General features: G+C 62.6%; 14 protein-coding genes. 5 read left to right on the top strand and 9 right to left on the bottom strand.

Going from position 1 to position 14,256, the window contains the following annotated elements; translation table 11 throughout:
- Positions 1 to 51: 51 nt before the first annotated feature.
- Positions 52 to 717: a fumarylacetoacetate hydrolase family protein gene (locus ACIPZF_RS05415; protein WP_400796155.1), complete on the bottom strand. Its 666-nt coding sequence runs from the start codon at positions 715 to 717 to the stop codon at positions 52 to 54.
- Positions 718 to 740: 23 nt separating this feature from the next.
- Positions 741 to 2,138 (bottom strand): FAD-binding oxidoreductase, encoded by a 1,398-nt coding sequence (locus tag ACIPZF_RS05410; RefSeq protein WP_400796152.1) that lies wholly within the window; start codon positions 2,136 to 2,138, stop codon positions 741 to 743.
- Positions 2,139 to 2,309: 171 nt separating this feature from the next.
- Between ACIPZF_RS05410 and serA the strand changes: the two genes are divergently transcribed.
- Positions 2,310 to 3,539, top strand: coding sequence for a phosphoglycerate dehydrogenase (gene serA, locus ACIPZF_RS05405; RefSeq protein ID WP_400796149.1), 1,230 nt, complete (start codon positions 2,310 to 2,312; stop codon positions 3,537 to 3,539).
- Between the two features lie 166 nt (positions 3,540 to 3,705).
- Here serA and ACIPZF_RS05400 read toward each other — a convergent pair whose 3' ends face one another.
- Positions 3,706 to 4,182, bottom strand: coding sequence for a DUF4399 domain-containing protein (locus ACIPZF_RS05400; RefSeq protein ID WP_400796147.1), 477 nt, complete (start codon positions 4,180 to 4,182; stop codon positions 3,706 to 3,708).
- Between the two features lie 198 nt (positions 4,183 to 4,380).
- Between ACIPZF_RS05400 and ACIPZF_RS05395 the strand changes: the two genes are divergently transcribed.
- Entirely contained in the window at positions 4,381 to 4,869 is a 489-nt protein-coding gene (locus ACIPZF_RS05395) for a transporter substrate-binding domain-containing protein (RefSeq protein ID WP_400796144.1), read from the top strand.
- A 128-nt stretch (positions 4,870 to 4,997) separates the two neighbouring features.
- Here the strand turns inward: ACIPZF_RS05395 and ACIPZF_RS05390 are convergent, their stop codons facing one another.
- Complete coding sequence (locus tag ACIPZF_RS05390; protein WP_400797102.1) at positions 4,998 to 5,633, bottom strand: 2OG-Fe(II) oxygenase; 636 nt, start codon at positions 5,631 to 5,633, stop codon at positions 4,998 to 5,000.
- Positions 5,634 to 5,743: 110 nt separating this feature from the next.
- Here ACIPZF_RS05390 and ACIPZF_RS05385 point away from each other — a divergent pair, with 110 nt between their 5' ends.
- Positions 5,744 to 6,496 (top strand): DUF2059 domain-containing protein, encoded by a 753-nt coding sequence (locus ACIPZF_RS05385; protein WP_400796141.1) that lies wholly within the window; start codon positions 5,744 to 5,746, stop codon positions 6,494 to 6,496.
- Here the strand turns inward: ACIPZF_RS05385 and ACIPZF_RS05380 are convergent, their stop codons facing one another.
- Positions 6,497 to 7,423, bottom strand: coding sequence for an alpha/beta hydrolase (locus ACIPZF_RS05380; protein WP_400796138.1), 927 nt, complete (start codon positions 7,421 to 7,423; stop codon positions 6,497 to 6,499).
- Positions 7,424 to 7,648: 225 nt separating this feature from the next.
- Here ACIPZF_RS05380 and ACIPZF_RS05375 point away from each other — a divergent pair, with 225 nt between their 5' ends.
- Positions 7,649 to 8,218, top strand: coding sequence for a DUF6436 domain-containing protein (locus ACIPZF_RS05375; RefSeq protein ID WP_400796135.1), 570 nt, complete (start codon positions 7,649 to 7,651; stop codon positions 8,216 to 8,218).
- On the opposite strand, the gene ACIPZF_RS05370 is transcribed toward ACIPZF_RS05375, so the two are convergent.
- On the bottom strand, positions 8,197 to 8,763 hold the full coding sequence (locus ACIPZF_RS05370; RefSeq protein WP_400796132.1) for a sugar O-acetyltransferase: 567 nt from the start codon (positions 8,761 to 8,763) through the stop codon (positions 8,197 to 8,199). The genes ACIPZF_RS05375 and ACIPZF_RS05370 overlap by 22 nt on opposite strands.
- An 87-nt stretch (positions 8,764 to 8,850) precedes the next feature.
- Between ACIPZF_RS05370 and ACIPZF_RS05365 the strand changes: the two genes are divergently transcribed.
- Positions 8,851 to 11,214 carry a penicillin acylase family protein gene (locus ACIPZF_RS05365; protein ID WP_400796129.1) on the top strand — a complete coding sequence of 788 codons (2,364 nt, stop codon included), beginning with the start codon at positions 8,851 to 8,853 and terminating at the stop codon, positions 11,212 to 11,214.
- A gap of 170 nt (positions 11,215 to 11,384) precedes the next feature.
- Here ACIPZF_RS05365 and ACIPZF_RS05360 read toward each other — a convergent pair whose 3' ends face one another.
- The 3 genes from ACIPZF_RS05360 to ACIPZF_RS05350 form a co-directional block, all read right to left on the bottom strand.
- The gene (locus tag ACIPZF_RS05360; RefSeq protein ID WP_400796126.1) at positions 11,385 to 12,170 is read right to left on the bottom strand and encodes a MetQ/NlpA family ABC transporter substrate-binding protein; all 786 of its coding nucleotides are present in this window, start codon (positions 12,168 to 12,170) and stop codon (positions 11,385 to 11,387) included.
- 174 nt (positions 12,171 to 12,344) lie between these two features.
- Positions 12,345 to 13,175, bottom strand: a complete 831-nt coding sequence (locus ACIPZF_RS05355; RefSeq protein ID WP_400796123.1) for a sigma 54-interacting transcriptional regulator — start codon at positions 13,173 to 13,175, stop codon at positions 12,345 to 12,347.
- A gap of 64 nt (positions 13,176 to 13,239) precedes the next feature.
- Positions 13,240 to 13,821, bottom strand: coding sequence for an alpha/beta hydrolase (locus tag ACIPZF_RS05350; RefSeq protein WP_400796121.1), 582 nt, complete (start codon positions 13,819 to 13,821; stop codon positions 13,240 to 13,242).
- Positions 13,822 to 14,256: the final 435 nt, after the last annotated feature.

Raw genomic sequence — 14,256 nt, 5'->3', positions numbered from 1 at the left:
AGTCGCTGGTAGGAGCGGATTCATCCGCGATGCAGGCGACGCGGTCTCAGATCAAAGCACCCGGCTCTCGAAGCGGCTCACACCCGGCAGCTCCAGCACCAGCTCATCACCCACATTGAACGGCCCAACGCCGGCCGGCGTACCGGTCAGGATCACATCCCCCGCCTGCAGCGAAAAACATTTGGCCATGTGCTGAATGATCGGCACGATCGGGTTGAGCATCATCGCGCTGTTGCCATCCTGGCGAACCTCACCATTGATAGTCAGGCGCACCGGGATATCAGTCACGTCTTCGAACGCGGAAGCCGAAACGAACGGTGGTAACACACAAGCACCGTCGAAGCTTTTGCAGAGTTCCCACGGCAAACCTTTTTCCTTGAGCTTGGACTGCAGGTCGCGCAGGGTCAGATCCAACGCCGGCGCGTAACCGGAAATGGCGTCGAGCACTTCTTCTTCCGAAGCATGCGCGGACAGTGACTTGCCCAGCAGCACGGCGATTTCCGCCTCGTAATGCACCGAGCCACGGTCAGTTGGGATCTTGAATCCACCTTCCAGCGGCACCACGCAGCTGCCCGGCTTGATGAACAGCAGCGGCTCGGTCGGAATGGGGTTGTCCAGTTCCTTGGCATGCTCGGCATAGTTGCGGCCGATGCACACCACCTTGCCCAGCGGGAAGTGGATGCGCGTGCCGTCTACGTACTGGTGCTGGTAACTCATGGCCGACTCCTTCTGACTGCTTTTTATTCAGGAGCGAAGATCTTACCCGGATTCATGATGCCGTTAGGGTCGAAGACGGCCTTTATTGCCTTCATGCAGGCAATTTCATCCGGCGAGCGGCTGTAGCCCAGGTAGTCGCGCTTGGTCATGCCCACGCCATGCTCGGCGGAGATCGAGCCGTTGTAGCGCTGGACGATCTCGAACACCCATTTGTTGACCTTGGTGCACGAGGCGAAGAAGTCGTCCTTGCTCATGTGCTCGGGCTTGAGAATGTTCAGGTGCAGGTTGCCGTCGCCGATGTGGCCGTACCAGACCACCTCGTAGTCGGGGTAATGCTGGTTGACGATGGCATCGATGTCGCGCAGGAAGGCGGGCACCTTGGAAACCGTGACCGAGATGTCGTTCTTGTACGGCGTCCAGTGCGAGATGGTTTCCGACAGGTACTCGCGCAGTTTCCACAGGTTTTTCAGCTGGGTTTCGCTCTGGCTCATCACCCCGTCAAGCACCCAACCTTGCTCGACGCAGTGCTCGAAGGTGGCCAGCGCTTCGTTGGCCACCTCTTCGGTGCTGGCCTCGAATTCCAGCAAGGCATAGAACGGGCAGTCGGTGGCGAACGGCGCAGGCACGTCGCCGCGGGCCATGATCTTGGCCAGGCCCTTGTCGGAGAAGAACTCGAACGCGGTCAGGTCGAGGTTGCCCTGGAAGGCATGCAGCACCGGCATGATCGAGTCGAAGTCAGGGGTACCCAGCACCATCGCAGTGAGATTGCGCGGGGCGCGGTCCAGGCGCATGGTCGCCTCGACCACGAAGCCCAGAGTGCCTTCGGCGCCGATGAACAACTGGCGCAGGTCGTACCCGGTGGCGTTCTTGATCAAGTCCTTGTTCAACTCGAGCAGTTCACCCTTGCCGGTGACCACTTTGAGGCCGGCCACCCAGTTGCGGGTCATGCCGTAGCGAATCACCTTGATGCCACCGGCATTGGTGCCGATATTGCCGCCAATCTGGCTGGAGCCACTGGAAGCGAAATCCACCGGGTAATAAAGGCCCTGCTCTTCGGCGAACGCCTGCAACTGGCGGGTGATCACCCCTGGCTGGCAGACCACGGTGCGGTCGAAGGCGTTGAAGTCGAGAATCTGATTCATGTAGTCGAAAGCGACCACCACCTCGCCATTGGCTGCCACAGCGCCGCCGGAAAGCCCGGTACGGCCACCGGAGGGCACCAGCGCGACCTGATGGCGGTTGGCCCAGGCGACGATTGCCTGAACCTGTTCTACGCTCTTGGGCAACACGATGGCGCTGGGGGCGGGCGGGTAGTGCTTGGTCCAGTCCTTGCCAAAAGCTTCCAGGGAAGCGGCGTCAGTCAGGACCTTGCCAGGGTCGACAAGGGTCATCAGTTCATCAATTGCAGCGGGTAAGGTCATCGCTGGAACTCTCGACTTATTCATAGTCACCCTGAGCACGCTTCACCTGTCGGGATAAGCTCAGATTGTGTCGCGTATGCTAGCATAGCCCTCCCGCTGTTCATGCTAAGGCCCGCGCTGCGCCTAGCATCACTCCTCGCCATTTTTTCTCCGGGATACAGGTTTACGCAGATGAGCAAGACTTCTCTCGACAAGAGCAAGATCCGGTTCCTTCTTCTTGAAGGTGTGCACCAGAACGCGGTCGATACCCTCAAGGCTGCCGGCTACACCAACATCGAATACCTCACTGGTTCGTTGCCCGAAGCCGAGCTTAAGGAAAAGATCGCTGATGCCCACTTCATCGGCATCCGTTCGCGTACCCAGCTGACCGAAGAGATCTTCGACTGCGCCAAGAAACTGGTCGCCGTGGGCTGCTTCTGCATCGGCACCAACCAGGTCGACCTGGAAGCTGCCCGTGAACGCGGTATCGCCGTGTTCAACGCACCGTACTCGAACACCCGTTCGGTGGCCGAGCTGGTGCTGGCCGAAGCCATCCTGCTGCTGCGCGGCATCCCTGAGAAAAACGCTTCCTGCCACCGTGGCGGCTGGATCAAGAGCGCGGCCAACTCGTTCGAGATCCGTGGCAAGAAGCTGGGCATCGTCGGCTACGGCTCGATCGGCACCCAGCTGTCGGTACTGGCTGAAAACCTCGGCATGCAGGTCTACTTCTACGACCCGCTGACCAAGCTGCCGCTGGGCAACGCCGTGCAGGTCACCAGCCTCAACGAGCTGCTGGGCCTGGCCGACATCGTCTCGCTGCACGTGCCTGAGCTGCCGTCCACCCAGTGGATGATCGGCGAGAAAGAAATCCGTGCGATGAAGAAGGGCGCGATCCTGATCAACGCCGCCCGTGGCACCGTGGTCGAGCTGGACCACCTGGCCGCCGCGATCAAGGACAAGCACCTGATCGGCGCCGCCATCGACGTGTTCCCGGTCGAGCCGCGCTCCAACGACGAAGAGTTCGAAAGCCCGCTGCGCGGCCTGGACAACGTGATCCTGACCCCGCACATCGGCGGCTCGACCGCCGAGGCCCAAGCCAACATCGGCCTGGAAGTCGCCGAGAAACTGGTCAAGTACAGCGACAACGGTACCTCGGTGTCCTCGGTCAACTTCCCGGAAGTGGCGCTGCCGGCGCACCCAGGCAAGCACCGCCTGCTGCACATTCACGAAAACATCCCGGGCGTGCTCAGCGAGATCAACAAAGTCTTCGCCGAGAACGGGATCAACATCTCTGGTCAGTTCCTGCAGACCAACGAGAAAGTGGGTTACGTGGTCATCGATGTCGATGCCGAGTATTCGGACCTGGCGCAAGAGAAGCTGCAGCACGTCAAGGGCACCATCCGCTCGCGCGTACTGTTCTGAGCTTGATCGCTGGATGAAAAAGGGAGGCCCTGGTGGCCTCCCTTTTTTTGTCAGCGAAATCGGTTTCGTCTGCTTCGCGGGCAAGCCCGCTCCCACAGGTACTGCACAGCCCTTGAAGCTTGTGCTTTCCCTGTGGGAGCGGGCTTGCCCGCGAAGGGTTCAGCACCTACTTCACAGTAACAGTGACCTTTTTCGACTCGACGCTCGGCTTGAACGGCACGTGATACTGGTCACCCAGCACCAGTTGCAGGGTGTGCTTGCCCGGCGTCAGGGTGATGGTAGCTTCGGTCTGCGCCTTGCCAAAATGCAGCACCTGCGGGCCGGCCGGCAGTGCGGTGCCGGCTTCCGGCATCAGGCTGGTGGGCAGCGGCATATCCGCCACGGGTTCCTTGTCGACATCCACCAGCAGGTGGTGATGGCCGGTGTGCGGGGTCTGGTCACCCGCTGGTTTGAGATCCATGCCCTCGATACCAAACTTGACGGTGAAGGTCTTGTCGACCGTGGCACCGTCGGCGGGGGAAACGATGAAGACCTTGGCATCCTTGGGCGGCTCCTGGCTCTTCAGTGCATCCGCAGCGCTGGCCAATACCGAGGCCCCCATCAGCAGACCGGCAACGGCAGCACGCGAAAATAGGCTGTTCATTCACTTCTCCTGTGATTCACTTAAAAGCCACCACCAGAAAAATCCTACGGCGGCGGTAGTTCACCATAGCCCACAAAGAGAAATATTTCAGTTAGGGTTAAACCTCGCCAAGGCTTCAAGGTCATAGGCTGCGCTCGACCACGGCGAGGAAGAAAGTCGTGGCGAAAGTTATTCATTTGCCAAAAAAAGGGGCATTACATGCGTTCGACCATAGGCGTACTGCTGGCAGTACTCATCACGCCATTGGCTCAAGCCGAGCTGATAGACGAAATAGCCGACCGGGGCGAACTGCGCATTGCCGTGCAGGCCGATAACGCGCCGTACTCGTTCAAGGAAAATGAGCGCCTGACCGGTTTTGAAATCGAACTCGGCCAGGAGCTGGCCCGCGAGCTGGACCTGCGGGCGGAGTTCGTCGAAGCGCCGGCCGCAGAAGTGCTGCCGGGTGTGGAAAGCGGCAAGTACGATGTCGCCCTGACGCCGTCGACCGAATCGCCAGCCAATGATGGCCCGCTCGATGTGAGCCTGCCAATTGGTGAGAAGAAACTGGTGATTCCGTTCCAGAAAGACAACCCGGCATTCGAGAGTGCGGTGAACAACGCGCTGCAGCGGCTCAAGGACAGCGGCCGCACGGCTGAGCTTGAACAGAAGTGGTTCAAGGGTGTGCCGCAGACGGCTGCCGGGCAGTAGTTGATTTATTGCCCGTACCGGCCCTTTCGCGGGGCAAGCCCGCTCCCACAATATTGTGAACCCTAACCTATCTGTGGGAGCGGGCTTGCCCCGCGAAGAGGCCGGCGCTGACCAGCAGAGTGGGCCTCTCAGAACAGGTCACTGCCACGACGCCGGAACCAGCCGGTCAACGATAGCCGCTCACGCCCGGCGGGCAGCACTTCGTGGGGCACCTCGCCCGAAAGGAAGATCACCAGGGTGCCGGCCACGGGCTGCACGTCGTGCACCACATCATCCGCCAGGAACATGCGCAACTGGCCGCCATCCTGCGGCTGCCAGTTCTCATTGAGGTACAGCACAGCGGAAACCATACGCCGGTCGTCGTCGCGGAAGCGGTCCAGGTGCCGGCGATAGAACGCACCGGGTGGATACAGAGCGAAATGGCATTCGAAGTCTTCGAGGCCAAGGAACAACCCCTGGTTGATGGCCAGGCGCAGCTGGTCCATGACGTCCAGGTAGCGGTCGCAGGCCTCGGCCTGGCCAGGGTCGATCCACTCGATCTGGTCGCCACGGATCGCCTCGCGCACCTCCTGCGCCACGCCACGCCCGACCCCGGCCGGGTTGAGCTGGCCTTCGGCATCACGCCGCCGACATTCGGTCGCCAGCGCGCGCACCAGTTCGCCAGGCACGAACAGAGCCTGCTGCGACCAACCATGGGTTGCCAGATCGTCGACGACGGCCGCTAGCATCGGGTGTTCAAGGGAGATGTGCATGGCGCGCATCATATCCATAAGCCCTGCACTCGCACAGCGCCACTTGGCCGAGAATCACGCGCCCGTCTCGACAAACCGGCGCCGAGCCAAGGACAATAGCCCACTGCCGACAGGAGTCCTGAATGCGCCGTCTGTTTTCCCTGCTTCTGCTGATGATCTGCACCATGCCTGTCTGGGCAGACAGCCTCGATCAGCTGTACAAGGCCGCCGGCTGGCCCGACCAGCGCGCCCACTTCAACGATGCCGTGAGCGCCGCCCAGCAGCGCTACCGTAACAGCCTGCCGCCTACGGTTTACCAGGCGCTGGTCAACAACAGCAATCAGCGCTTCCAGGCCGAGGGCATGGACCGCCGTGCCCAGGCGCAACTGCGCAGCGCGTTGCCCAACCCGGCGCCAGCGCTGGCCTTCTTCCAGTCACCGCTGGGCCGCAAGATCGTCGCCGCCGAACTGCTGGCCACGCGCAAGGACCAACTGGCCAAGAACGCCAAGGGCCTGCCGAAAATCCAGGCCAGCGACAACCGCCTGCTGATCATCGGCCACCTGGCCCAGGCACTGCCGGCCCGCGAAGCCGGTGCCGAAGTCAGCCTGGCGATTGCCGGGGTGGCCGCCGACAGCCTCAGCTCGATGATCCCCGGCCTGTTCGGTGGCGGCCAGGCACAGGGCCTGCTCGATGGCCAGCGCCAGCGGCTGATGAATCAGATCGGCGAAGACCTCAACAATACGTTGCTGTATGTCTACCGCGACCTGTCCGACGCCGAACTCGAAGAATTCGCCACGTTCGCCGAATCGCCGGAAGGCAAGGCCTACTACCAGGCCGCAGTCGCCGCCGTGCGTGCGGGGCTGGCGGTCGGCCAGAGCGGCGCCAACCTCAAGTGATCAGCCCAGCCGCTGGTCGATGAAGTCGAAGTAACGCTGACGGATGCTCGGCAGCTCGTTGGCCAAATGGTGACGGGCCTCGGGCAGCATCAGGATCTGCGGCTCGCTGAACTTGGCCTTGAGCACCTTGAGGTTGTAGGGCCAATCCACTGTGCCGTCAGCTTCACCTTGCACAATCAACGGCTGCCGCGTGCTGCACGGGGCGGCTTCAATGCGCTTGACCCACGCCATCAGCGCACCGACCCAGGCGGTCGGCAGGCGCCGGGGTTGCAGCGGGTCGGATTGCAGAAACGGCAAGAAGGTCGGGTCGTTGCTGTTCTCACTGAAGCGCCGCTCGATGCCATTGACGAAGTGGCGCAACACCCGATAACTGAATTTCGACCAGCGCCAGGCCCGTGGCCGCACCAGCGGCGCCAGGAGAATCACCTGGCCATCGATCGGGCTTTGCGCGCCCTGGTGCAGCAAGTGATCCACCGCAATCGCCCCGCCCGTGCTCTGCCCGCACAGGTGCCACGGGCGCGGCAGCTCAAGGTGGCGCGCCTGCTCGAACAAGGCCTCCAGCACCTGCTGGTACAACGCAAAATCCGTGATGCTGGCCCGCTCGCCGCTGGACAGCCCGTGCCCCGGCAGGTCGCAACTGATGACCGCATAACCCTGATTCAACGCCCACTCGATCACGTGCCGATACAGGCCCATGTGGTCGTAGTAACCATGCAGTAGAAACAGCGTCGCCATCGGCTGCGCCGGTAGCCAGGCTTGCCCGACCAAATCGAACCCCGCTGCCTGGAACCCACCCAGCCAGCTCTGTACGGGCAGGTTCAGGCCATAGAAGCGCTGATAGTCCTGCGCCAAGGCAGACAACGGCTGGCGAGCGCTGAACGGCGCAAGGCTTGGGCGCAGGCGGTCGGGGTGAAGAGCAGCAGGCATCGGGTATATCCACAGCGAAGCGAGTATTGACCTGTGATATTCAGCTCTTGGCCCCATCGTGGCAAGCTTGGAAATATCGCTGCCGAACGACGCAGATCCCTGTGGGAGCGGGCTTGCCCCGCGAACGCGTCAGTCACGGCTACATCTTCATCCGATCTGGCGCATTCGCGGGGCAAGCCCGCTCCCACAAGGGATTTGCGCCGCATCCAGCAATGTGGAAATTCCATGCAGCGCGGCATTTTGAAATCGACCCCGGCCATTCTGGCACTGCTGATCGGCGCCGCCGTGCTCTGGTGGGCCTACGACAGCTTCCAATCACGCTACCTGCGCCCGTTCGACAACCAGGCCACGCTGTTCGACGGCAGCCAGCTGCGCCTGCCCGTCGAACTCGCGGGCCCCGGCCCGATCCGCGTGGTGCACTTCTGGGACCCGGCCTGCCCCTGCAACGTCGGCAACCAGCAGCACCTGGGCGAGTTGGTGAGCCACTTCGCAGGCAACGACGTGACCTTCCACGTGGTTCAAAAGCCCGGCAGCCACGGCCAGTTGCCGGCCAACCTCGCCAGCCTTCAGCCCATCGCCCACTTACCTGGCAGCGAACAACTGCCCGCCTCCCCCGCCGTGGCAATCTGGGATCGCCAGGGGAATCTGGCCTACTTCGGCCCCTACAGCGAAGGCGCGGTGTGCAACGCCAGCAACAGCTTCGTCGAACCGATCCTCAAGGCGCTGCTCGATGGTCGGCAGGTCACCGCGTCGAACACCCTGGCCGTCGGCTGCTACTGCCCCTGGGCCGGCTGACGAACCCGCGCCGGATTTCCCACCACCACCGCGCCCGCCGGCACATCGCGGGTTACCACGCTGCCAGCGCCGACCACCGCGTTATCGCCAATGGTCACCCCCGGCAGGATGATCGCTGCACCGCCGATCCACACATTGTTGCCGATAGTCACCGGCCGCCCGCTTTCCAGCCCGCTGCGCCGCTGCTCGGGGTCGAGCGGGTGGTCGGCGGTATAGATCTGCACCGCCGGGCCGATCTGGCAGTCGTCGCCGATGCGCACCGGCACCACGTCGAGGATCACGCAGTTGAAGTTCATGAAGGTGTTGCGGCCGACGCTGATGTTGTAGCCGTAATCGCAGAAGAACGGCGGGCGGATCACCGTGCCTTCGCCAACATGGCCGAAGTGTTCGGCGAGCAGACCGTTGCGCGCGTCGTTGAGCAGCTCGACGCTGGTGTTGTAACGGTGCATCCAGTGCTTGTTGGCGATCTGCTCGGCCTGCAGCTCGGGGCAACTGGCGTGATAGAGCTGGCCTGTGAGCATTTTCTGTTTTTCGCTGAGGGACATGGAAACTCCTATCGGGGGACTATGCTCTGTGCGCGAATCCGTCGATGATCGGACCACAGTTTCCGCTCGATTGCACAAGGAGTCACGATGAAGCGCAGCCTGACCCTGTTGGCCGTGGTGATAGCCGTGGCCGCCGGCGCCGGTTACTGGTACGTGCACGGTAAACTGCCGCAACGCGACGGCGAGGTAGCGATGGCCGGCCTGCAGGCCCCGGTAAGCGTGCGTTATGACGCCCGCGGCGTGCCGCACCTGCAGGCGCAGAACGAAGCGGACCTGTACCGCGCCCTGGGCTATGTGCATGCCCAGGACCGACTGTTCCAGATGGAGATCATGCGCCGCTTGGCGCGTGGCGAACTGGCCGAGGTGCTGGGCAAAAAGTTGCTGCCCACCGACACCCTGTTCCGTAGCCTGCGCATCCGCGACCAGGCGGCGTCGATGGTGCAGCGCCTGGACCGCCAATCAGCCGCTTGGCAAGCCCTGCAAGCCTACCTTGATGGCGTCAACAACTGGCAGGCCAGCCACCCCAAACCCATGGAGTTCGACCTGCTCGGCATCGCGCCCAGGCCGTTCACGGCTGAAGACACCCTGAGCATCGCCGGCTACCTGGCCTACAGTTTTGCCGCTGCATTCCGTACCGAGCCTGCGCTCACCTACATTCGCGACCAGCTCGGCCCGCAATACCTGAAAATCTTTGACCTCGACTGGCAGCCAGACGGCGCATTGGGCACACCGCTGGCCACAGCTGACTGGCAAAGCCTGGAAGCCCTCGCCCGGCTCAGCCACGAAGCACTTGGCGATGCCGGCATTCCGCAGTTCGAGGGCAGCAACGCCTGGGCCGTGGCCGGCAGCCGCACCCGCAGCGGCAAGCCGTTACTGGCCGGTGACCCGCACATCAGCTTTGCGGTGCCAGCGGTCTGGTACGAGGCCGAACTGTCAGCGCCGGGGTTCAACCTGTATGGCTATTTCCAGGCACTCAACCCGTTCGCGCTGCTCGGCCACAACCGCGACTTCGGCTGGAGCCTGACCATGTTCCAGAACGACGATGTCGATCTGATCGCGGAAAAGACCAACCCGGCCAACAGCGATCAGGTCATGGTCGATGGCCAATGGCGAACACTGGAAAGGACTCAGCAGCAGATCGCCGTCAAAGGCGAGCAGCCGGTCACCGTCGAACTGCGTCGCTCACCCCACGGCCCGATCGTCAATGAAGTGCTGGGCGCAACTGCTGGCGCAGCGCCGATCGCCATGTGGTGGGCGTTTCTGGAAACCGAAAACCCGATCCTCGAAGGTTTCTACCAGCTCAACCGCGCCGACACCCTGGCGAAAATGCGCGAGGCGGCGGCCAAGGTTCAGGCACCGGGGCTCAATTTCGTCTGGGCCAATGCCAGGGGCGATATTGGCTGGTGGGCTGCCGCGCAACTGCCGATACGCCCGGATGGCGTCAACCCGACGTTCATCCTCGATGGCTCAAGCGCACAAGCCGACAAGCTGGGCTTCTACCCCTTCAGCGTCAACCCGCAACAGGAAAACCCGGCCAGCGGCTACATCGTTTCGGCCAACTACCAGCCGCCCGCCGTGGTGCCGGTCCCGGGCTACTACAACCTGCCGGACCGGGGCCGACAGCTGGACCGCCACCTGGCCAACCCGGACGTGACGTGGGACATCGACAACAGCCAAGCGCTGCAACTGGACACTGCCAACGATTACGGCCCACGCACTCTGGCGCCGTTACTGGCGACCTTGCGCAGCATCGCCCAGGGCGATGAGGAAAAAGAGCTGGTCGAGCAACTGGCGGCCTGGCGCGGTGACTACCCGCTGGACTCGACCAGCGCCACACTGTTCAACCAATTCCTCTATCAGCTGGCGTATGCCGCATTACATGACGAACTCGGCGACACCTGGTTCCCGATACTGATCAGCACCCGCGCCATCGACGCCGCGCTGCCACGCTTGGCCGCCGACGCCGAATCGCCGTGGTGGAGCACCCGCGGCGCCAATGAACGTACCGACCGCGCCGCCGTCGTGCGCATCGCCTGGCAGCAGACCCTCAGGCACCTGGACGAGACCTTTGGTAAAGACCCGGCCAGCTGGCAATGGGGCAAGGCCCATACCCTGACACACAACCATCCGCTGGGTGTGAAGATGCCGCTGAACCTGATTTTCAATGTCGGGCCGTTTGCCGCACCGGGGACGCATGAGGTGCCCAACAACCTGTCGGCGAAGATTGGTCCGGCGCCATGGCCGGTGACGTATGGGCCTTCGACACGGCGGCTGATCGACTTCGCCGATGCCGGGCAGGCGCTGACCAGCAACCCGGTCGGACAGAGTGGGGTGCCGTTCGACAAGCACTACTCGGATCAGGCCGCGGGGTACATCGAGGGGCGCTATCAGCGGGCGCAGATGGGGGTGATTCCGGCGCAGAGCACGCTCAGGCTGGTGCCAGCACATTAGCCAAGTGGGAGCGGCTTTAGCCGCGAAGCAAGCGACGCGGTGGATGGCACCGGCTTCGCCGGTGTTCGCGGCTGAAGCCGCTCCCACTGGGATTCGCATACATCAGCCACTATCGGCCACAAACAAAAACGCCGACGCAAATGCGTCGGCGTTTTTCATAGCGTGAAGAATCAGAACGCCGGCAGAACCGCACCGCTGTACTTCTTGGCGATGAATTCTTTCACTTCAGGGCTGGTCAGCGCTTTGGCCAGCTTCTGGATAGCCTCGCTGTCCTTGTTGTCCGGGCGGGCCACCAGGAAGTTCACGTACGGCGAGTCGCTGCCCTCGATTACCAGCGCGTCCTTGGCCGGGTTCAGGCCCGCTTCCAGTGCGTAGTTGGTGTTGATCATGTCCAGGTCGACCTGGTCGATGACACGCGCCAGCATGGCCGATTCCAGCTCGCGGAACTTCAGGTTCTTCGGGTTCTCGGCGATGTCTTTCGGCGTGGCCAGGGCGTTTTTCGGGTCTTTCAGCGTGATCAGGCCGGCCTTCTGCAGCAGGATCAGGGCGCGGCCGCTGTTGCTGCCTTCGTTCGGGATGGCAACGGTGGCGCCGTCCTTGAGCTCGGACAGGTTCTTGATCTTCTTCGAGTAGCCACCGAACGGTTCGACGTGAACGCCGATCACGGTTTCCAGGTGGGTGCCTTTGCCTTCGTTGAAGCTCTTCAGGTACGGCAGGGTCTGGAAGTAGTTGGCGTCCAGGCGTTTTTGATCAACTTGCACGTTCGGCTGCACGTAGTCGGTGAAGACCTTGATCTGCAGGTCCACGCCTTCTTTGGCCAGGGTCGGCTTGATCAGCTCGAGGATTTCGGCGTGGGGCACCGGGGTCGCGGCAACCACCAGTTTCTCGGCGGCGGCAGCCAGGCCGGAGAACGACAGGGCGGCGGCCAGGGCGGTGGTCAGCAGGGTCTTCTTCATGGTGGTCCTTGTTCTGTTTCTGGCCATCGGCGATGGCGAAGTCGGTGCCCAACCGTTTCATCAGCGGGCGTGAAGCGGAAGATACCGAGATTTTTTATTCCGCAACAATACCTTTTAATTAGCTACTTATTCCAAAAACAAAATGCCACCACCGGCTTTGCTTATGAGCGATGTCTAGCGCGCGGGGTCCGGCAGGTCGAGATCCTCCGGCAGGATCTCTTCACTGTCGTTGACCAGCAGCGCGAAGTGGATGATGTTCTCGAGCTCGCGGGTATTGCCGGGCCAGGCGTGGGCTTCCAGCACCTGCTGGGCCGCCTCGCTGATGAGTGGCACCGGGCGCTGCAGGCGAGCGGTGTAGATGCCGACGAAGTATTCGGCCAGAGGCAGAATATCGCCGCGCCGTTCGCGCAGCGGTGGCAGCTCCAGTGCGCCTTCGCGCAGGTACTGGTACAAGCGCTCGTTGAACCTGCCGGCCTTGACTACCCGCGCCAGGTCGATGCTGGTGGCGGCCACCAGGCGCACATCCACCGGTTGCGGCTGCTGGGCGCCGACTCGGGTGACTTCGCGGTTTTCCAGCGCGGCCAGCAGCTTGCCCTGGATTTCCAGCGGCAGGTCGGCGATTTCGTCCAGGTACAACGTGCCGCCATTGGCCGAGCCGAACCAGCCGGCGCGGCTGCTGGCGGTACCGCCGTGGGTGCCGGCGCTGTAGCCGAACAGCTCGGCATCGGCGTAGGTGGGGCTGATGGCCGCGCAGTTGACCGAGACGAACAACCCGCTACGGTCGCTGGCGCGGTGAATTTGCCGGGCCAGCAGCTCCTTGCCGGTGCCGGTCTCGCCGCGGATCAGCACCGGCAGCGGCTGCGGCGCCAGCCGTTCCAGGGCCTGGCGCAACTGCTGCGAGCGTGGGTCGATGAACACCAGCGCCTTGGCTCGGATGCTCAAGGGGCTCTTGTCCAGTTCAGGGAAGGTCAGCAACGGCTGGCCGAATGGGTTTTGCAAGGTCATGACGAACTCCCGCCCCAGGCCTCCAGCGGCCGGGCGTCAGGCTAACGGTAAACAGTAGGGCCGATCAGGCGCGGCGCAGTGCGCGCTGCTCGACCCGGCTTTGCAGGCGATACAGGTAGGCGAAACCCTGCTCCCAGCGTTCATGCCCGGACTTGACGTTGATGTGCCCGGCGTTGCTCAGCAAACCCGCTTCGGCGCCCCAGGCCTGAGCGAGGTACAGCGCGCGCGGCACGCTCACTGCCGGGTCGTTGTCGGAGCTGACCACCTGGCTGGGGAATGGCAATGCCTGCAGCGGGATTGGCGCGAAGTTGCGCAGGGCGGGCGCGCAGGTTGGCCGCTCGACGTCCGCTGGCGCTACCAGCAACGCTCCGCGTACACGACGCAGCAAAGTCGGGTTGGCCTGCTCGGCCCAATGGGCGACGGTGATGCAGCCCAGGCTGTGGGCGATCAGAATCACCGGCGAATCATCAGCGGCGATGGCCTGCTCCAGCGCTTGGACCCAGTCCTGGCGCTGTGGGGTGAGCCAGTCGTGCTGTTCGACCCGGGCGCTGTTGGGCAGGGTGCGCTGCCAGTGACTCTGCCAATGGTTGTCTGGCGATCCTTGCCAGCCCGGCACAATCAGGTAACGAATCGACTCATTGCGCATGGGGACGCCTCCGGTAAGTATGCGTGCTTGGAGACAAGTATAGGGAGAGGGTTATATTCGTAAAGGAATAAGAAGCTATTTATTAATAACCAAAAATTCAATAGCCGCTTACCCAGTGGGAGCGGCTTTAGCCGCGAAGCAAACGCCGCGGTGGATGGCACCGGCTTCGCCGGTGTTCGCGGCTGAAGCCGCTTGTGTCTTGAAGGGGGATTAGAATCTGGAGTGAGAGCGGTGAATGACAAGCTGAGTGCCGCAGGTGCCACGAGCACGAGTGGGAGCACAAGCTGTCATTCACCGTTCCACTTTGGCAAGAGCCCGAACAGTTGGATGCGGCTCTGACCTCGAATCACAAGCGTGGGCCAAGCCAAAGTCCTCTCACTGTGTTGAGTTTAGGAGGTTTTGGTGATGGCTTCCTTCTTGGGAATCGATGTTTCC

The sequence above is a fragment of the Pseudomonas sp. NPDC089752 genome (assembly GCF_044748725.1).
Lineage (GTDB): Bacteria > Pseudomonadota > Gammaproteobacteria > Pseudomonadales > Pseudomonadaceae > Aquipseudomonas.
Note: the sequence above shows the minus strand (reverse complement) of the source record. Positions and strands in the feature narration are given on the sequence as shown.